This window comes from Lactococcus protaetiae (genome assembly GCF_006965445.1).
GTDB lineage: Bacteria > Bacillota > Bacilli > Lactobacillales > Streptococcaceae > Lactococcus > Lactococcus protaetiae.
Genome location: NZ_CP041356.1, coordinates 704,441 through 723,426, shown reverse-complemented (window position 1 = coordinate 723,426; position 18,986 = coordinate 704,441). Strand labels below are relative to the sequence as shown.

Sequence of the window (18,986 nt, the reverse complement as noted above, 5' to 3'; positions counted from 1 at the left end):
TTTATACCTCTCAAGTATAGTACAAAGTCCCGTCAATCCGCAATATATATGAGTGTAAAGGTTTTTTTACATTTTGTTGCAAAGCCTTTCACATCAACGTTTAACGACACTGTGTTGTTTTCTTCGATAAATCTTTGTATTCTTTTTCACACTTTGCTATAATAGACAATGTAAAAACTGTTTTACATTTTTGTCGCGATTGACAGAATTGGAGGAACTATGAAGACACTTGATACCACCCATGTGGGACAAATTTACTATATAGATAAAATATTTGGTGCTAATCAGTCAAAATTGCGCGAGATGGGATTTATTACTGACAAGAAGGTAACTCTCGTTTCAAGTGATGGAGAGAATGCTATTGTCAAAATAGATCATTCACGTATTGCACTAAGCGCTCAATTTTTGAAACAGATTTTTGTTAAAAATGAGCGCTCTGCTGAACAGGTCGTTGGCTTATCTACTTTACAGGTTGGTCAAACTGGAATTGTTCGTTTGGTAGATGCTGCGGGCGAAATTAAACGACGATTAATGGATATGGGAATTACACGCGGAACGAGTATTTATGTCCAGAAACTTGCACCTCTCGGTGACCCAATTGAGCTTCATCTCCGCGGATATGCCCTTTCACTTCGAAAAATGGATGCTGAAAAAATTAAAGTCGTTCTAGAACAACCTTACTGACAAGTTAATTCATTTTGCTTTTACCTGATTCCCTTTCCTCAAGGCGCGGTTCTGCTATAAAGTGGAACGAAAGTAGAGCTTAATGCTGCTAAGTTAAAATTGACTTCACAGGACGACTGTCAAAAATGAAAAATTAGATGAATATGAAAATAATTGCATTGCTTGGTAATCCCAATAGCGGAAAAACGAGTATCTTTAATATACTGACTGGTTCAAATCAACAAGTTGGGAACTGGCCTGGTGTTACTGTTGAACGTAAATCTGGTTTTTATAAAAAAGATAAATCAATTTGTATCCAAGATTTACCAGGTCTGTACTCGCTCTCTCCTTACTCACCAGATGAGCAAGTCGCACGTGACTTTCTATCTAAAACCCCTCCTGATGTGCTGATTAATATTGTGGATTCAACAAATCTTGAGCGCTCCCTGTATCTCACTTTACAACTCATGGAATTTGGTATTCCAATGGTTCTTGCTTTGAATATGAGTGACTTGGTTGAATCTCTTGGCAAAAAGATTGACACAGAAAAATTATCTTATAGTCTGGGGCTTCCTGTTGTTACTACTTCTGCCATAAAAAACAAAGGTTTAAATGAAGCGGTCAATCTTGCATTAAAGACCCATGAGATTAAGCCATTAGATTATGACCACAGGCTTGAAGGGGCGCTTTCTGAAATCGCTAAAGTGACTGGCTTTACAAGCCGCTTTGACCAAATCAAAGCTTTTGAAGCTGACAAAATTGCGCTGTCAGTACTGACAGAAAACCAAAAGTCTGAGCTTGAAGAAATTGTCAGTATTACCGAAAAAATTATGGTTGATGACCGTGAATCTATCATTGTCAACGAACGTTATGATCTTATCGGTCATATTGTCAATCTTTGTGTAAGTGATACATCAACTGGAAAAGCAAATATGACTGATAAAATTGACCGTATCATCACTCACAAGTGGTTAGGATTACCAATTTTTATCTTTATCATGTGGTTGGTTTATTTCCTTTCTATCCAAACCGTTGGTACTGCTGCAACGGACTGGGTCAATGATGTTTTCTTTGGTCAGCTCATACCTAGCTGGATTTCTGCTGGAATGCATAGTCTTGCGATTGTTCCTTGGCTTCAAGACTTGGTCTTAAACGGTGTTGTAGCTGGTATCGGTGCGATTTTGGGTTTTGTACCACAGATATTTGTACTTTTTCTATTGCTTGGAATCCTTGAAGATTCTGGATATATGGCTCGGGTTGCATTCGTCATGGACCGTATCTTCCGTCGCTTTGGTTTATCTGGTAAATCATTTATTCCAATGCTTATCGCTTCTGGTTGCGGTGTTCCTGGGATTATGGCAACACGTACAATCGAGCAAGAGCGTGACCGAAAAATTACAATTATGGTTACAACTTTTATGCCTTGTTCGGCTAAGTTGCCAATTATTGCACTTGTTTCTGGTGCTTTCTTTAGACACGCGAGCTGGGTAGCGCCTAGTGCTTATTTCTTAGGAATGGGAATGATTATTTTATCTGGAATCATTCTCAAGAAAACACGAATGTTTTCTGGTGATACCTCCGCTTTCATCATGGAATTACCGATGTATCATCTCCCACACGCCCTCACTGTCTTCAAGTACGCTTTTGACCGTGCATTTAGCTTTATCAAGCGTGCAGGAACAATTATTTTTGCGATGAATGTTCTGATTTGGTTTACTTCAAACTACGCTTGGGATTTCCAACAAGTTGATTCTAGCCATTCTATTTTGGCAGACTTCGGTAAAGTCGTTGCCATCTTCTTTGCTCCACTTGGTTTCGGTGAATGGCGTGCTACTGTGGCTACGCTTACTGGTTTGATTGCCAAAGAAACAATCGTCGGAACGATGGGTGTACTTTATGCGCATGGTTCAGATTCAACACATGTCCTATGGGAGAACGTCCGTCAGGCTTACACCCCACTTTCTGCTTATTCTCTCCTTGTCTTCAATTTGCTTTGCGCCCCTTGTGTAGCCGCTATTTCTACGATTTATAAGGAAATGGGAGACTTAAAATGGACAATTCGCGCAGTAGGCTTCCAAACTTTAGTCGCTTACAGCATGAGCTTCATCATTTATCAGCTGGGACGAGCAATTAGTGGATATGGTATTCAAACCATGACAATATTAGCAATTATTGTATTGCTGATTGGGTTATATTTCATTTTCAGGAAAAGTCCTCGACCAGCACTCAATGAACTTTAGGAGGTAGCAATATTTATGAACTTAGCAAGTTTTATTATCTTAGCGATTATTCTCATCATCACAGCTTTTGCGATTTTCAAGACAATCCGAAGCAAAGGAGCCTGTGAAGATTGTAATGTTAACAGTTGCCCTGTGAAAGGAGTGTCCGTACTCCCTACTGATTTACATGAAGCAAAAGAGCACACGCATGACTGCTGTAAATAAAAAAATCACTGACAAAAAACTGTCAGTGATTTTTTTATTCTGTCAGTACTGACAGAATTTTTATCGACGAAAAATTAAGCTAATAAACAACAGTAGCACTTGATAAAGTTGGAAAACCATCAATATCTTAACAGAACAGATAAAGGTTTCTCGTTTGACTTGTTTTTTTAGATAAGGTCGTGCAAATTTTATCATTAGTGGAATAATAATGATAATGGCTAAACTGACTGGAGAAAGCAATCCTAAAATCACTGACAAAATCACCGATAAAAAGGCGATGATAAGGGCTGCTTTCCACCATAGCAGTGCCCCTTGACGTCCAATATAATGCACAATTGTAAAACGATGGTTTGCTTCATCTTCTTCTAAATCACAAGTATTATTTGCCAACATCAGATTAGCAATTAACAGAGTATTTGGAAGAGAAATTAGAAAGGTGCTTCCAATCGTTGCCCATGACCATACAAACATACCATGTGCATTGATATAAACACAGATAAGGAAAATGATATATCCCATCGTTATCCCTGAGAGAAACTCTCCTACAGGTAAAGATGACAAGGGTTTAGGTCCACCTGCATAAAAAATTCCAACAGCATAACAGATTAAACCGAGGAAAAAGACCGCCCAACCGGTCATACTCGCTACAATCAACCCTAAAACTAAGGAAACAATGAAGAAAAAAGCAAGCAATCCTTTAATCAACTTCATTGGAATTTTTTCTCGACCAATAATATTAGTATTTTTTTGATAATCAGCGGTATCTACCGCATTATGATAATCATTGTAATTGTCCCAAATGTCAACAAAACAATTAAACAAAAACATCGCAATGAAGTAAATAACAAGTGGTAGAACATTTGCGGTCTTGTAATGATAGAGCGAATAGCCAAGTCCCAATAAAAAAGGGAAAACCGAAGCTGTCTTGGCTTTGAGTTCAATGAGTTCAGCGAAAATTTTAAAATTCATTTTTTTATTCTATTAATCTGATTTACCTTTTTCGAGCAAAAGTGGCAAAGTTATGACATCATTTTCACTTTGATAGCTCAAGTAGAGAAATTTTTTATAAGCCTTTTTGCAATGAATACAAGGCTTCAGACCATTTTATTTATCCTTTATTTTATTTAATATTTATTTTCTTTGTGAAAATTTGTATAAAGTGTGTTACAATATCTCTGAAACAACATCGCGTTGTTTATTTAGATTACTTAATCTTATTTTAGCATATTTGCGGTGAGTTCGCTTTGCTTGAATTTGGTAAAGCTTTCTGTTCTTTGAGGTGAGTAAAAAAGCATCAATTTGCTCATACAACAGACTTAATACTGTTTAATTTCTAAAAGCTCCTTTCAGAAGCAGTATCTTTAGAGCTGAGCTAGTATAAAAAGCAGCGCCAAGCGTAAAATGTCAAACAGTATTACAACGAATGAGCCATAGGAAAATTTTTTAAATGAAAATAGATAAAAATCGCTATGACCGACAAATTCGAGTACCACAAATCGGACTTGCTGGTCAAGAAAAACTAGCAAATTCTCGTGTACTCATCGTGGGTTGCGGTGCGCTTGGCACCTATGCCGCCGAACAACTGACTCGCGCTGGAGTTGGACATCTTTTTTTGATTGATCCAGACATTGTTGAAAAATCAAATCTGCAACGGCAAGCACTTTTTACAACGGCCGATGTTGAATTTTCTCATTTCAAAGTTTTTGCAGCACGAGAGGCATTACTTGCAATTAATCCCGAAGTCACGATTACGGCTCGTAATGAATCTTTTGAACACACGCTTTTTGACGATTTTGGAAAACTTGACTTAGTGCTTGATTGTACTGATAACTTTTTAGCACGAGAGTTGATTAACGAGTTTTGCCTACATCATGATTTACCTTTCGTATTTGCCTCTGCCGCAGGAACCAGCGGACAAGTAATGGCGCTCAAACCTAGATTTGGACCTTGTCTATCTTGTATCTTTCCTGATTTAATTGAACTTGAGCGAAATTGTGAAACAATCGGTGTAGTGACCTCTTTGATTCCTTTAATTTCAGGAATAGAGGTGAGTCTTGCCTTGCAGATTTTGGTGACTCCTTCTGCAGTTGATTGGGAGACCATGCATATTGTTGAAAATTGGCCTTTAAATTTTGCTCAATTTTCAATCAAAAAGCAGAAATCTTGCCCTTGTTGCAGTCGTGATTTTTCTGTCAGTACTGACAGAAATTTGCGGCTCGAACGGAGCTGTGGCGGAGTTTATCAGTCTACGCTCACTCATTTTAATTTTGAGAAATTCGAGCAATTTTGTCAAATGAAACAATGGAACTTGAAATCAAATTCACTTGTTCTTTTGGTCAAATTTGAACATTATGAAATCACAATTTTTAGAAAGGGACGTATTTTGTTCTATCATTTTGAAGAAGAAAACGTCGCTCAAAAGATTTTCGAGCAGATTATAAATTTATGAAAGAAGAATTAACTTTATCTATCGGAATTTTAACAATTAGTGACACAAGAAATTTACTGACAGATTTATCAGGACAAACCATTGAGCAGATTGTTACTAACCATCAGTTAATTGTTACTGACAGAATTGTTGTCAGTGACGATGTAGAGGCAATCCATAGCGGACTTGAACAACTTTGGGATGCAGACGTTCTAATTACAAGTGGTGGCACTGGTCTTGCAAAGCGTGATGTTACTTTTGAAGCGGTGCAGCCCCTCATTGCTCAAGAAATTCCTGGTTTTGGCGAATTTTTTCGTTTGCTCAGTTTTGAGGAAATTGGGACACACGCAATGGCTTCACGTTCTCTTGCTTTTTTTACAGAGGATGACAAATTAGTTTTTGTCCTGCCTGGCTCAACTCATGCGGTCACTTTGGCAATGAAACAACTGATTTTGCCAGAAATTTATCATTTGATTAAAGAAAGACGGAAATAGAAAGGAACTGAGTTCATTTTTTTAGATTAGACTTTGCATCATTGCAGTCACGATGGAGATGGACTCACATTTTAAACATGAAAACAGAAATTACAGAAACCGATTTTCAAAAATTACTCCAAATTGCCCTGCAAAGCTTGACGATTCAACGGACTTTACTTGAAAATGAAGCTGCTGAATTAAATAATGAATTGCGTACCCTAGAGCGAGATGACGATTTGGAAAAACTTGACCGCGCATTGATTGCTTTAAATCGCGATTATGAACACTATCTCGCAATGGTTGATAATAAGCATCCTTTCAAGTTGGATGCTTATTACGAGTAAATCGCTTTTCGCCTTTGCTCTGAAAATTCCTGACTCTACCTCTTGCACAGAAACTTTCAGAGCGAAAGCGCTCAATAAAAATAAATTTAATGGGTGTTTTACTCATTATTTGGAGGAACTATGTCTAAAAAATTACTTCTTGCAAGTGTTGTTGCACTTTCTGCCGGTCTTATCCTGACAGGCTGTACTTCACAAAGCTCTGCAAAAAAACCAACTACTGACAAACCTGTAAGCATCAACTATTCTGCCGCCGCAAGTTTACAAGGTGCATTGACAGAAATTGATAAAACTTATGAAAAATCTCATCAAAATGTTAAAATCAATTTTGATTTTGCAGGTTCTGGCGCTATCCGCGAAAAAGTAGTCGCTGGTGCTCCAATTGATGGTGTCTTTCTTGCCAGCAAATCTGACGCTGACAAATTGACCCAAGCAGGAAAAGGTGCAGATGCTAAAGCGGTTTTAGGAAATACTCTCGTGCTTGTTGCAAACAAAAACACCTCAGTCAGCTCAAGCAAAAGTCTGACAGATACATTAAATTCTGCTAAGAAAATTGCTATTGGTGAACCAAGCACAGTACCTGCTGGAATGTACGCTGAACAAACTTTGACAAAACTCGGTTTAGCAACATCACTCAAACCTAAACTCGTCATGGGTTCAGATGTCACGCAAGTGCTTTCTTACGCCGCTGCTGGAAATGTTGACCTCGGTTTTGTTTATAAAACAGATGCCATGTCTAACAAAAACGTAAAAGTCGTGGATAATATTCCAGATGATTTGCACGATGCAATCACCTATTACACAGAAACAGTGAAAGACACTAAACACAGCAAAGAAGTTAAAGCTTTCAACAAATATCTTGATTCTTCTGCTGCTCAAAAAGTTTTTGCAAAATACGGCTTCAAATCCGCTAAGTAATGCAACTTATCACTCCCACTACTCTAGTTGTGCTTAGCGACTCGCCTCACAGTTTTAGCATGATTACAGTATTGACAGCGCATTTCAAACAGTCGTTTCATTTTATAAGGAAATTCTTATGCTTACTCCCATCATTCACTCTATTATCGTGAGTATTTTGGCGACAATTATCGCCTTTTTAGTCATGCTCCCTTTGAGTTATGTGGGAGTTTTTAAATCTTATCGTGGAAAGTGGTTGATTGAGAGCCTGCTTCTCATGCCTCTAGTTTTACCTCCCACTGTCGTTGGTTTGTATCTCCTTATGGCATTTGGACGTTATGGATGGCTCGGAAAATTCTTAGCTTTATTTAATTTTTCTATCATTTTCAATCTTAGTGGTGCTGTTATTGCAAGTGTTGTTGTTATTTTACCCATCATTTATCAGGGACTTAAAGGCGCACTTGCCTCTGTTCCTAAATCTATCATTGAAGTTGCTGCGACATTGTCTGCCAATCCGCGTGAGATTTTATTTCGCGTGATTTTACCAAATTGCTGGCCCTCTCTCATTGCAACTTTACTGCTTGCGTTTTGTAGAGCATTAGGTGAGTTTGGTGCTAGTCTCATGGTCGCAGGCTACATTCAAGGCAAGACCGATACTATTGCCAATTCCATTTATTTCGCCGTGCAGCAAGGAGACACCCATCGGGCTTTAATGTTAAGTTTGATTAATGTCGCATTTGGCTTCATTATCTTAGCAATCATCTATCTCCTCACACGTGGTCGAATAGAAATGGACACGCATTACTAAATACCGTTTCTCGTGTTTGACGCTACTTTTCAAGGCCGTATATAATTTCTCAATTATTTCAAGACACGATATATGCAGTTCAACTCATGCAGCTTTAGAGGTTCTCTAGTACAATTCTATCGTAAAAATACACCCGCATCTTACCTTTTTCTCTATCCTATCGGAGTTTGACATGACCCTTTCCGTAAAAATACATCAACAACTTTTCCTACAAAGACTCGATTTTGAAGCAGAATTTACCTCACTCATCACTGGTCTTTCTGGACCTTCTGGCATTGGAAAATCAACTATCTTAAAAAATATCGCTGGTTTATCTCGCAGTAGTCAAGCAGAGATTACTTTTGATAATGAAATTTGGGCATCAAGCTCAAAGCATATTTTTCAGCCGACTTACAAAAGAAATCTTGCTTTCGTAATGCAAGAAGTTTCTCTTTTTCCACACCTTGACGTCGAAAAAAATATCAAATTTTCACTGACAACTCATCAAAAACGCTCTAGCAGCAAGCCAGAAAATCTGTCAGTACTGACAGAAAAGTTAGGGATAGAAAAACTAATCCATCAGCCCACACACAAACTCTCTGGTGGACAAAAGCAACGTGTTGCACTTGCTAGAGCATTATACAGTCAGCCACGTTTGCTTCTTCTTGACGAGCCTTTTAATGGACTTGATGAAGAAAATGCAATGCTTGCCAGTCAACTCTTAAAATCAATCATTGAAGAAAAACAAATTCCAACCATCATCGTCTCTCATCGAAAAAATGAACTTGATGCACTGACAAATCACATCATTAAAATAAAATAGTCTGTCAATACTGACAGGCTATTTTTTTGAGTTACAGTGCCGCTAAACCTGTGAAAGTGAAATCAGTATAAAAACTCTGAAGTAAGCACTTCAGAGTTTCAATATCATCAAACTAACAAAATTTCTAGTTCACTAAACGACTACTCAATAATTTCTTTGTAATAAAATCTGAGTTGCTTCTTCTAAAATCTCACGATTACGTGATTGTGGAAGTTTACGAATCTCTGCAAGTGCGAGTTCAGTCAATGTTGCAGCAATCATCAAACTTCCTGTAATTCCACCCAAATCTGTAACCAACGCCGCAAACTGCAAACATTCATCACGTGAAAGCTGTTCAGGTGCCTCTAGATAAGGCATAATCGCCGCTTCATCCGCTTCCTTAGCCAAAAGTAATGGTAAAGTATAAATCCCTTGACGAAAATCTGTTAAGATAGGTTTATCCGCTTCATCAAGTCCAACCGTAAAGTTTAAAATATCATCATAGACTTGAAAGGCAAGACCAATACTTCTTCCAATCTTGCGAGCAGAACGTTGTAACTGTCTATCTCCACCTGCAAAATAAGCGCCTTCTAAGCAACTTAAACTCAACAACTCCGCAGTTTTTCCACTGATTGCTTTCATATAGCGTCGTGCTGTATTTTCTTTGTTGAACGCTGACTGCATTTGAGTCAACTCACCTTGTAAGATTTTTTTCATTGATTTTGCATTTCTTGAAAGAAACTCAGTACCATTCATCGTTTCAATCAACAACTCAAAATAAATAGTATAAACAAAATCTCCTGTATAAACCGCAACATCTTTTCCAAACTGTGATTCGATTGATGGGAGACCACGTCTTAGTGGCGAGTCATCAATAATATCATCATGAATCAATGTTGCAGAATGTAGCATCTCCAGAGAAGCTGCAATCTTTGTCAATTTTTTCTCGTCAACTTTTTCATTTTCCACAAGACCAGCAAACAGGAAAAAGAGCGCTGGGCGAACCATTTTCCCACCGCGTGATGTGAATCTCTGAAGCGCATTTTGAATGTCTTCATTGTTTATTTTTAAGCGTGCAGCCATCAAAGCCTGCACCTTTTCTAATTTTTCTTGAATTTCGGGGTAATCCTGCCAAAAAGTGAGCAATGTTTCTTTATTTCCTCTCGGTATGTGATACGCGCTTACCTTATATTTTAACAAAAACAACAGAATGTTGCAGGTTTAAAACTTGCTTTAACTTAGCAAGTGCGTGCTAATTCCCCCACGGCGGGATAAGCATCACTATCTCCGCTTCGCTACGGTGTGACCTCATATCTTTGATGTTAAGCAGACTGTTGCAGCTTTAGCTGCGTACAGGTCGCTTAGTTGTTACACCTAGAGGTTGTTCCCTAACATTGATGGGGAGAAAGAATCTCCCACCAATGAAGTAATCGCTTCAAAATGATGACTCTTTCAACCTGTATTCTTGTCAAATCTTATTTTTATAAAAAGCTATAGAACTACTATTCTACAGCTTTTTACTTACTTTATCTAATCTCCATGATTCTATCTTGTGGCAAGCGATAACTTGGTTTTCCTTTTGTATCAGAATTACCGAGTGGAACAATCAGCTCTGGACGATAGCGACGTTCTACTTCAAGAATATCATTAATCTTCTCTGTCCGCTCAAAACCAAGAATCAGATTGCTTTCATAGCCATAATTCTTTATCGCAAGCACCAAATTCATCGCAATAAGTCCGATGTTAATGGACAGATAATTACTTTCATAAAGTTCTTCAAAGTTCTCAAACATTTGTGGATAGCGACTGTTGAAATTCAGCAATTGCTCATCTGTAAGTTCATTTCCACCAAGACGTGCGATTTCACGCGAACGTTCTGCCAAATCTGTATCACTAAACAAGACAATAACTGCACCAGCTTGTTCAACTTGTTCACGATTTTTAGGTCTAACCTCTTCAAGAAGTTTTGCACGTTTTTCTGCAGATTCCACAATCACAAAATGCCAAGATTGAATATTGTGTGCCGATGGTGCAAGACTAGCTGCTGAAATGATTTGTTTCACATCAACAGTTGGAATTTTTTTACCGTCAAAAAACTTGACTGCATGACGAGATTTATTAAGCTTTACGTAGTCCATGATTTCCCTCTTCTCATAGTTTCTGCCTTTATTTTAGCAAATTTTTCTTATTTTTGCATGGGAAATCCCATTTATCCAGAAAAGGCTTTCTTTTGATTACTATTTTGAGATAATGGTTTATCTAATTTCTAAAATATCCTGTTGGGGTAAACGATAGCTGGCTTGCCCTTTTTCATCAGATGAGCCAAGTGTAATCAGAAGTTCAGGAATATAACGCGGATTAATATCCAAAATTTCATTGATTTTCTTTGAACGATTGAAACCAAGTAAAATATTTCCTTCATAACCCATATCTTTTATTGCATACATCAGATTCATGGTAACTAAGCCAGAATTAATCGCCATATATTCAAGCATATATTCTTTACTAAACGTTGAAACATAAGCTGGATAACGCTCTAAAAGACGCTCACGCTCAATATCTGAAGCTTCATCTCCCATCCGTTCTGCAATCAAATGCAATCTGGATGACCAGTTCGTATCTGCAAATAACATAACGACAGCTCCAGCTGTTTCTACTTGTTCTCGATTGCTTGGATTGACTTCCAAAAGGAGCTTTCTTCTAGCTTCATCACTTTCAACAATCACAAAATGCCAACTTTGAATATTGATACCACTTGGGGCTAGTGCCGCAGTATCAATGATTTGACGTACATCTACTGTCGGAACTTTTTTACCATCAAATTTTTTTACAGCGTGACGACTCTTGGTTAATTTTTGAAATTCCATAAGACTGGCTTCCCCTATTTCTACACTGAACTTATAAATATTTATTAAAACTCATATATTTCAGATTATTTTTAATAGTTATATTCTATCAAAAGTAGTTTGTTTTGTCATAGTTGTGAATTATGACAAAACATTACTGACAGCTTCTTTGTCAGTAACAAAAAATCCTGTCAGTATGCTGACAGAATTTCATTAGTTTTAAGCAAGTTTTACTTTATCTTTTTTAATTTGTTTTGAACGCAATTGACCACAAGCGGCATCAATATCTGTTCCATGTTCTTGACGAACAACACAATTGATTCCATTTTTCTTTAAAACATCGTAAAATTTTGTCGTATCATCCTTGGTAGAGCGCTCATACTTGATATGTTCAGCAACAGGATTATATGGAATCAGATTGACATAGGAAAGTTTATTTCTTGGTTTAATCAAGTCTGCAAGTTCCTGAGCAATCTCTGGACTATCGTTTTCTCCAGAAAGCATAATATACTCATAAGTCACACGACGATTCGTCGTTTCTGTATAATAGTCAATTGCATCAAATAATTTTTCCAGCGGTGCATTACGAGTCACGCGCATCAACGATGTCCGTAATTCATTATTTGGTGCATGAAGTGAAATTGCTAGATTAATTTGCAAATTTTCATGAGCAAACTCACGGATTTTTGCTGGCATAAAGCCACAAGTTGACACGGTAATGTGTCTTGCACCAATCGCTAGACCATTGTCATCATTGATGACACGCAAAAAATTCATCAAATGCTCATAATTATCAAAAGGTTCGCCAATCCCCATGACAACCACGTGTGACACTCGCTCATCTAGTCCGCGTTCATCAAAGTACTTTTGCACTAGCATGATTTGACTCACAATCTCTCCTGCTGTCACATCACGCTCTTTTTTCAGAATCCCTGAAGCGCAAAATGTGCAACCCATGTTACAGCCTACCTGTGTGGTCACGCAGACAGACAAACCATAAGACTGACGCATCAATACTGTTTCAATCATCATACGATCAGGTAGCATGAAGAGATATTTAACTGTTCCATCGGCAGATTCTTGCACGACAACCTGCTCCAGTGGATTTAGGATAAAATTCTCATTGAGTTTCTCAATAAATCCTGCGGACAGATTTGTCATTTCTTCAAAAGTTTGAACACGTTTACGGTAAAGCCAGTCCCAAACTTGTGTTGCGCGGAATTTTTTCTCACCATGCTCAATTGCCCATGCAATCAATTGTTCACGCGTTAAGCCATAAATTGAAGGGCGCGTTTCTTTTTGGATATTTTCAGTCATTTTATCTTTCTTTATTTATCACAGCCAATTTGTCGAAGCAAGTGCTACTTCATCTCATTCTACTTTTCATTTGGCAATGACTCACTCATTTTTATCAAAATTTTTTCTGTCAGCATACTGACAAACACTAATAAACACACAAACAGAAATCTGTCAGCACACAAGACTCTATTTTAATCTAAAAATTTAAATTTGACAAGAGCAATTTATCAAAGCACGTGCGTGGTAATACTCCCTACCACCATGACCCGCTCCTATGGTTACCACTTCAAAACCCTATCGAATTTTGAAGTGATTACTTCATTGGTGGAGGATTCTTTTTCCCCACCAATGTTACTGCTTTAGCAGTTAGCTTCGCATGACCATTGGCTGTAAGGCACTAAAGTGCCGATGAACATTTGTCCTCTATCTCTAAGTCACTAAAGTGCCAAGAATAGAGGCAACGGCAAATGGCAATCAAACGGACGGCGAATCGAAGCGGAGATAGTGCTACTTATCTCGCCACCTTATAGAGATGGGGGAATTGAATTAGCACACTAATCTTTTTTCCCACGCGTACGAATGACAAAGCCTTGTCCCACTTGCCCTTTACTCTTCACTTCGGATTTGACTTTTGGTTTCGTACGATGATTTACTGTAAATTTACTGTCAGTATGTGATTTTCCTGATTTTTGTTGACGAACAGTTCTGTCAGCAAATTTTGTCGCTCTGTCAGTAGATTTTTCACGCATTTTAAAATCTTTTCTACGTTCTTCAGGCTTTTCGATACGATTTTCCACTCTGCTGATTTTTTCCGAAATTTGCTCATCGCGTTCTCGATTTTTATTACGATTACGTCTACGACGCGGTTTATCAAGTTTTTGTTTAATCTCTTTTTCAGTAAAAATTTTTTCTGATGTAAAAGCCTCTGTCCGTTTTGCATCACGCGTACGAATACGGCGCAGAACAAAATAAGCACAACCATAATTACAATACTCGTTGATATAATCTTCAAGATGGTCAATTTTGTTATCGGCTTCCATTTTTTTCCGACTGGCAGAGAAAAAACCTTTTAACCTCAATTGCTCAAAGCCCAATCTCCCACAATATAATCATACTTATCTAAAACATCAGAAAACCGTTGTTCTAATTTTTCCGTATCAAAAGCTTCACGATAATTCCGTACGACATGAAAAGTCTTGTCCCGACTGACACCACATCACCACTAGCAATCACGTGCTCACCAGGATACTTATTATAGTTTAATTTACTTTCGTCTATTTCCTTAGGCATCTACTCTTTCTCTTCTTTTTAAAATATTCCATTACAATCTCTCGCAAAAAATATGGGAATAAAATCTCTGATTGACCTAATTTTTTAAGCAAAGGGAAATACCAGGCAAACAAATACTGGTCTGGCATGGCAACTTGATAAATTTTATCATGCTCTAATCCCTCACCATGTATAAGAAATTCACCATTTTTAAAATCAATTCCCTCAAAAATCAACTGTCCAAAAATTTTCCCACGGAAGCCCATACCTTGTATTCTTTGAGTCACAAGAAAAGCTGAAACATCAATCATCTCAGTTAACACTAGCTCAAGCTCCGCTCCAGTAAAACTAAAACGGACTAAACGAATAGAATGAGGCAAAAATTCATGCAAATCATCTAAAGTTAGGCGTGCAGGCAATAAATCCGTAACAAGCAAACCCGAATTCATCACACAAATCTCAGTTTGAGCATAATCAGAAAAAATCTTCGCAAAGTACCTACTCCCTGCAAAATCAGGAGATTGGTTCGTTAACGGAGCCTCTAACTCCACCACCTGAGTTCCCTGCAAAAGTTTATGACCACGTAATTCCCAGCCATGTATCTCCACAGCATCCGACTTACGACTAGGTAAGGTATTCGTTGCAATTGTTTCAATCTGCGCATCCACAAGGTGATTTTGCTCATCAAAAGCCAAATCAATTTGTCCAATATGTTCCCCATATTTTCCCGCTGCAGCAAGTAAAGTTTTATTAATCTGTGCACCATGTTCAAACAAATGATGCGTATGACTTCCAATAATCAAATCAATATCATAGCGTGCTGCAATTTTCTCATCAAAATTCTTCCCTAAATGTGACAATAAAATCGTAAAATCACAATTCACAGGTAAAATCTTATCTAAAACATCAAAAGGATCAGACAATTTCCACCCAGCAGAAGGATAAGCCAGATCATAAGGCGCTGTCATTCCAATCAAACCAATGCGCAACCCAAATGAAGTCGTTACAATTAATGGCTTAGAAATTGCGAAGTCCGTTTCCAAATTTGCCAACAACACAGGAAAATTTGCCTCATCATACAAATGCGACAACATCTCATGCGTCAAGCCCAGACCCTCATTATTTCCCACCGTTGCTGCCGTCAAATCCAAACGATTCATCAACTCAACATTAATATGTCCCGCCGTTGCCTCAGTGAGTGGATGCACACGGTCAATATTATCTCCCAAATCAAAACGTAAAGTTTCTACATTTTCTTTAGATTTTTCGGCAAAAAAACGCTCAATTACTGGAAATTTTTCCAAGTGAGAATGTAAATCATTCAAATGGAGAAGACGCAGATTATTCATAGGTCTATTATAGCACATTTCACTGACCACTCATTACCCATTTCCCAAAAAATTACTGACAAAAAAGCTGTCAGTTCAATGCGATTAACGTGAGCATTGAATCGGCGAATAAAAGCTTTATCAGCAGAGCTGAAAAAGCTGTCAGCATACTGACAGCCCTTATTCATTGATTATGACTTATTTTTCACAAGGAATTTAGCCAAATTATACACCAGTAGAACCAAACCCACCTGAACGGACACCTTTTTCCACATCATCATCGCCATCAGCGACCAAGAAAGGCATAAATACTCCTTGCACGATGCGCTCCCCTTTTTCAACAACGACTTCATGCTCCGTAATATTGCGCATTTGCATGAACATATGCCCTTCATTCTCAGGATTGTTATAGTAATCTTTGTCAATAACGCCAACAGAATTAATCAAGACCAAGCCTTTTTTTCGAGGATTGCTTGAACGGCTATACATATAAAGTACTTCACCAGTTTGCATATAAGCTTTTAGTCCCGTTGGAATCAATTTGATTTCACCAGCTGCTAGAGAGACTGTTTCTGCCGCCTCAATATCATAACCTGCCGAATGTTCAGTCGAACGCTTAGGAAGGTTAATTCCTTTATTTTCATAGCTACTGACAATCTCAAAACCACGTATTTTCATTCTAAACCTCCCAAAATCTTTTTATCTATTATAACATAAATCAAAAAGCACCCATAGGTGCTTCATTCTCTTAAATCTCATCTCCATTAGTTTCAATCATGTGTTGATACCAATAGTAAGAATCTTTCGGAATACGTTTTAAACTTCCTTGCATCGTTTCATCTTGGTCAACATAGACAAAGCCATAACGTTTTTGATAACCATTAAGCCAAGAAAGAAGGTCTGTATAAGACCAAGTATGATATCCAATCACAGTTGCACCATCTGTAATTGCTTCTTTGATTGCTTTCACATGAGTTTCAAGGTATTTGATTCGATAATCATCATGGATTTTTCCATCTTCAAGTTTGTCATATTCCCCTAGACCATTCTCGGTAATCATGACTGGAATACGATAACGAGAAGTAATCCGACGAAGCGCAATTCGTAAACCTTCAGGGTCAATTTCCCAATCCCAGTTTGTACGTTCGACAAAAGGATTTTGAACTTTTTTATGCAAACCTGGAACACCTGATTCTTGAGTTGTTCCTTTTTTACCTGTCGTATTAAATTTCGCAGCACCAACGCCACCGTCTGTTGGGTTCCATGCATTAGTTGCTGTCTGGTAATAATTAATACCGAGGAAATCTGGTTTTGCCGATTTTAAAAGTTCAGCATCACCTTCTTCAAACTCAGGAGCCAATCCTTTTTCACGCAAATAAGCCATTGCAGCAAGTGGGTATTCTCCATAAAGATAGACATCCATCCAAAAGTGACTATAAAGCTCTTCGGCATTTTCAGCTGCAAGAACATTTAATGGATCAGAATCTTTGGGATATTGTGGCGTATATGCAAAAGATGGCCCAATTTGTCCTGGAATCTCCAGTTCATGAAATTTGTTAATGACTGCTGCATTGACCAGATTTGCAATATGATTAACTTGATAAAATAACTTAAGGTCTGTTTTCCCTGGTGGGTGTGTCGCAATCGCCCATCCTTGATTCGTAAAAATATTTTGTTCATTTAAGGAAACCCAATATTTGACTTTACCCTTAAAGGCTTTAAACAAAACTTCTGCATAATTCACAAAATCACCGATGATTTCGCGAGATTCCCAGCCTCCATACAAATCTTGCAAGGCTTGTGGCAAATCCCAATGATAAAGGGTAACAACAGGCTCAATGCCATTTGCAATCAACTCATCAATTAAATTCTCATAAAAAGCAAGACCTACAGCATTTACTGCTCCGCGTCCATCAGGAATAATCCGCGTCCACGCAATTGAGAAACGATAAGATTTCAGTCCCATTTCTTTCATCAAGGCAACATCTTCTTTGTAGCGATGATAATGGTCAACTGCTACATCACCATTGGTTCCTTTAAAAGTTTTACCTGGAATGCGTACGAAGTTATCCCAAACGCTTGCTTTTTTTCCATCTTCAAAAGGTGCTCCCTCAACTTGGTAGGCAGCAGATGCTGAGCCCCAAAGAAAATCTTTAGGAAAAGCATTCAATTTTTTATGTTCCATCTTCTACTCCTTCTTTATATTAGTCGTGTAAAGTCAATTTTGCGAAGAGTAGCTCAAGCAAAAATAAAATATATGACTTCACAAGCTTAGCATTTCTTTTATTATAACACGTTGGAAACGTTTTCTAGTGTTACATATTGCGGAACTTGTTTTTAATTTATCGAAGTAAGTGCATGCTATCTCCGCCCTTTGGGCTACGCTGTCGGTGCTCGCTAAGGCGCTGAAGCGCCTAGGCTTCTTGGATAAGACCACTTCGCCTTGCGACTTTAGTCGATTGCGATTTGAACTTCCGACTTTAGTCGGTTAGTGAAATCAACAACGTAGCAAAGCGTAGATAGAGCGAATGGATAACGAAGTGAAGCGGAGGTGTGATCTCATATCGAAGATGTTAAGCAGACTGTTGCAGTTTTAGCTGCGTACAAGTCGCTTAGTTGTTACACCTAGAGGTTGTACCTTAAATTCAGTGGCGAGTTGCCCTTTTATCAGTCGAATCGCCTTTTGCTCTTGCTGCTTTAGCAGCTAGCTTCGCATGACCATTGGCTGTAAGGCACTAAAGTGCCAACGCCAAATGGCAATCAAACGGACAGCGTAGCTCAGCGAAGATAGCGACTAGAGAAAATGGACAAATGTTTTACGAAACTCCCACTGAATAAGTCTTGACTTTATTTATACAACCCTTAGATAAATTTGAGAAAGTCGGATTTGATATATTATTGCACATCCACTATAAAAAGCGACTCTTTTGAAAGTCACTTTTTTTAAATTATTTCCTTGATTTTATTTCTGTTTCTCTATGCTCACGTAGTTTTTCTTGTTCCAACTTCGCGGCTTTCTTTTTATTATTACGTGCTACAATCATCATCACAGCACCTAATATAATAACCACCAAGCCGAACCAATTTCGATAAGCTACAAGTAAAAGACCTAAGCTAATAAAAGCAACACCCCACGTACTCATGCGACTACCACGTTGAAATAGAGCACTGGCCCCACTCTGTTCCCTTGATAAGTGCTTTTACCTCAACTGCCGCGGCATTCAGGTCTTCTGTCCCTTCTGGAACTTCAAAAGAAAGTTTAATGCCCTGTTTTTTTACAAAATGATATCCTTTGGATTCTAAAAGTGCGATAATTTCTTCTTGTCTTTGAGCGAGATTTACGATAATCATAATAATTTCCTTTCTGCGGAGTTTTTGCCGCTAATCAATAAATTTATACTGGCAC

Annotated in this window: 19 protein-coding genes and 1 pseudogene; 9 read left to right on the top strand and 11 right to left on the bottom strand. The window is 38.0% G+C overall.

Annotation, left to right across the window (positions count from 1 at the left end):
• Positions 1–219 precede the first annotated feature (219 nt).
• From FLP15_RS03740 to FLP15_RS03730, 3 genes are all read left to right on the top strand, one after another.
• Complete coding sequence (locus tag FLP15_RS03740) at positions 220–684, top strand: ferrous iron transport protein A (RefSeq protein ID WP_142766052.1); 465 nt, start codon at positions 220–222, stop codon at positions 682–684.
• A 143-nt stretch (positions 685–827) separates the two neighbouring features.
• Positions 828–2,903, top strand: coding sequence for a ferrous iron transport protein B (feoB, locus tag FLP15_RS03735; RefSeq protein WP_142767420.1), 2,076 nt, complete (start codon positions 828–830; stop codon positions 2,901–2,903).
• Positions 2,904–2,918: 15 nt separating this feature from the next.
• Complete coding sequence (locus FLP15_RS03730) at positions 2,919–3,107, top strand: hypothetical protein (protein ID WP_120772916.1); 189 nt, start codon at positions 2,919–2,921, stop codon at positions 3,105–3,107.
• A 60-nt stretch (positions 3,108–3,167) separates the two neighbouring features.
• Here FLP15_RS03730 and FLP15_RS03725 read toward each other — a convergent pair whose 3' ends face one another.
• Positions 3,168–4,076 (bottom strand): prenyltransferase, encoded by a 909-nt coding sequence (locus FLP15_RS03725; protein WP_142766051.1) that lies wholly within the window; start codon positions 4,074–4,076, stop codon positions 3,168–3,170.
• A gap of 478 nt (positions 4,077–4,554) precedes the next feature.
• Here FLP15_RS03725 and FLP15_RS03720 point away from each other — a divergent pair, with 478 nt between their 5' ends.
• The 6 genes from FLP15_RS03720 (at position 4,555) to FLP15_RS03695 (ending at position 8,859) form a co-directional block, all read left to right on the top strand.
• On the top strand, positions 4,555–5,556 hold the full coding sequence (locus FLP15_RS03720; protein WP_142766050.1) for a HesA/MoeB/ThiF family protein: 1,002 nt from the start codon (positions 4,555–4,557) through the stop codon (positions 5,554–5,556).
• A complete protein-coding gene (locus tag FLP15_RS03715) occupies positions 5,553–6,029 on the top strand; it encodes a MogA/MoaB family molybdenum cofactor biosynthesis protein (RefSeq protein ID WP_142766049.1) in 477 nt (158 codons plus the stop codon). Before FLP15_RS03720 ends, FLP15_RS03715 begins: the two co-directional genes overlap by 4 nt.
• A gap of 77 nt (positions 6,030–6,106) precedes the next feature.
• Complete coding sequence (locus FLP15_RS03710; protein ID WP_120772909.1) at positions 6,107–6,355, top strand: hypothetical protein; 249 nt, start codon at positions 6,107–6,109, stop codon at positions 6,353–6,355.
• A 120-nt stretch (positions 6,356–6,475) separates the two neighbouring features.
• The gene (gene modA / locus FLP15_RS03705) at positions 6,476–7,270 is read left to right on the top strand and encodes a molybdate ABC transporter substrate-binding protein (RefSeq protein ID WP_142766048.1); all 795 of its coding nucleotides are present in this window, start codon (positions 6,476–6,478) and stop codon (positions 7,268–7,270) included.
• A gap of 118 nt (positions 7,271–7,388) precedes the next feature.
• The gene (modB, locus tag FLP15_RS03700) at positions 7,389–8,057 is read left to right on the top strand and encodes a molybdate ABC transporter permease subunit (protein WP_142766047.1); all 669 of its coding nucleotides are present in this window, start codon (positions 7,389–7,391) and stop codon (positions 8,055–8,057) included.
• A gap of 172 nt (positions 8,058–8,229) precedes the next feature.
• On the top strand, positions 8,230–8,859 hold the full coding sequence (locus FLP15_RS03695; protein ID WP_142766046.1) for an ATP-binding cassette domain-containing protein: 630 nt from the start codon (positions 8,230–8,232) through the stop codon (positions 8,857–8,859).
• 144 nt (positions 8,860–9,003) lie between these two features.
• Here the strand turns inward: FLP15_RS03695 and FLP15_RS03690 are convergent, their stop codons facing one another.
• The 10 genes and pseudogenes from FLP15_RS03690 to FLP15_RS03645 form a co-directional block, all read right to left on the bottom strand.
• Positions 9,004–9,984: a polyprenyl synthetase family protein gene (locus FLP15_RS03690; protein ID WP_142766045.1), complete on the bottom strand. Its 981-nt coding sequence runs from the start codon at positions 9,982–9,984 to the stop codon at positions 9,004–9,006.
• A 380-nt stretch (positions 9,985–10,364) separates the two neighbouring features.
• Complete coding sequence (locus FLP15_RS03685) at positions 10,365–10,976, bottom strand: nitroreductase family protein (protein WP_120772904.1); 612 nt, start codon at positions 10,974–10,976, stop codon at positions 10,365–10,367.
• A gap of 117 nt (positions 10,977–11,093) precedes the next feature.
• Positions 11,094–11,705 (bottom strand): nitroreductase family protein, encoded by a 612-nt coding sequence (locus tag FLP15_RS03680; RefSeq protein ID WP_142766044.1) that lies wholly within the window; start codon positions 11,703–11,705, stop codon positions 11,094–11,096.
• A gap of 198 nt (positions 11,706–11,903) precedes the next feature.
• The gene (gene rlmN / locus FLP15_RS03675; protein ID WP_120772902.1) at positions 11,904–13,001 is read right to left on the bottom strand and encodes a dual-specificity RNA methyltransferase RlmN; all 1,098 of its coding nucleotides are present in this window, start codon (positions 12,999–13,001) and stop codon (positions 11,904–11,906) included.
• A 536-nt stretch (positions 13,002–13,537) separates the two neighbouring features.
• A pseudogene (locus tag FLP15_RS03670) lies at positions 13,538–14,273 on the bottom strand (YutD family protein).
• On the bottom strand, positions 14,258–15,601 hold the full coding sequence (locus tag FLP15_RS03665) for a bifunctional metallophosphatase/5'-nucleotidase (RefSeq protein WP_142766043.1): 1,344 nt from the start codon (positions 15,599–15,601) through the stop codon (positions 14,258–14,260). Before FLP15_RS03665 ends, FLP15_RS03670 begins: the two are co-directional and overlap by 16 nt.
• A 204-nt stretch (positions 15,602–15,805) precedes the next feature.
• Complete coding sequence (locus tag FLP15_RS03660; protein ID WP_142766042.1) at positions 15,806–16,258, bottom strand: dUTP diphosphatase; 453 nt, start codon at positions 16,256–16,258, stop codon at positions 15,806–15,808.
• Between the two features lie 70 nt (positions 16,259–16,328).
• Positions 16,329–17,765 (bottom strand): glycoside hydrolase family 1 protein, encoded by a 1,437-nt coding sequence (locus FLP15_RS03655; protein ID WP_142766041.1) that lies wholly within the window; start codon positions 17,763–17,765, stop codon positions 16,329–16,331.
• A gap of 763 nt (positions 17,766–18,528) precedes the next feature.
• Positions 18,529–18,723: a hypothetical protein gene (locus FLP15_RS03650; protein WP_142766040.1), complete on the bottom strand. Its 195-nt coding sequence runs from the start codon at positions 18,721–18,723 to the stop codon at positions 18,529–18,531.
• 4 nt (positions 18,724–18,727) lie between these two features.
• Positions 18,728–18,931, bottom strand: a complete 204-nt coding sequence (locus FLP15_RS03645) for a hypothetical protein (RefSeq protein ID WP_223804719.1) — start codon at positions 18,929–18,931, stop codon at positions 18,728–18,730.
• Between the last annotated feature and the right edge of the window lie 55 nt (positions 18,932–18,986).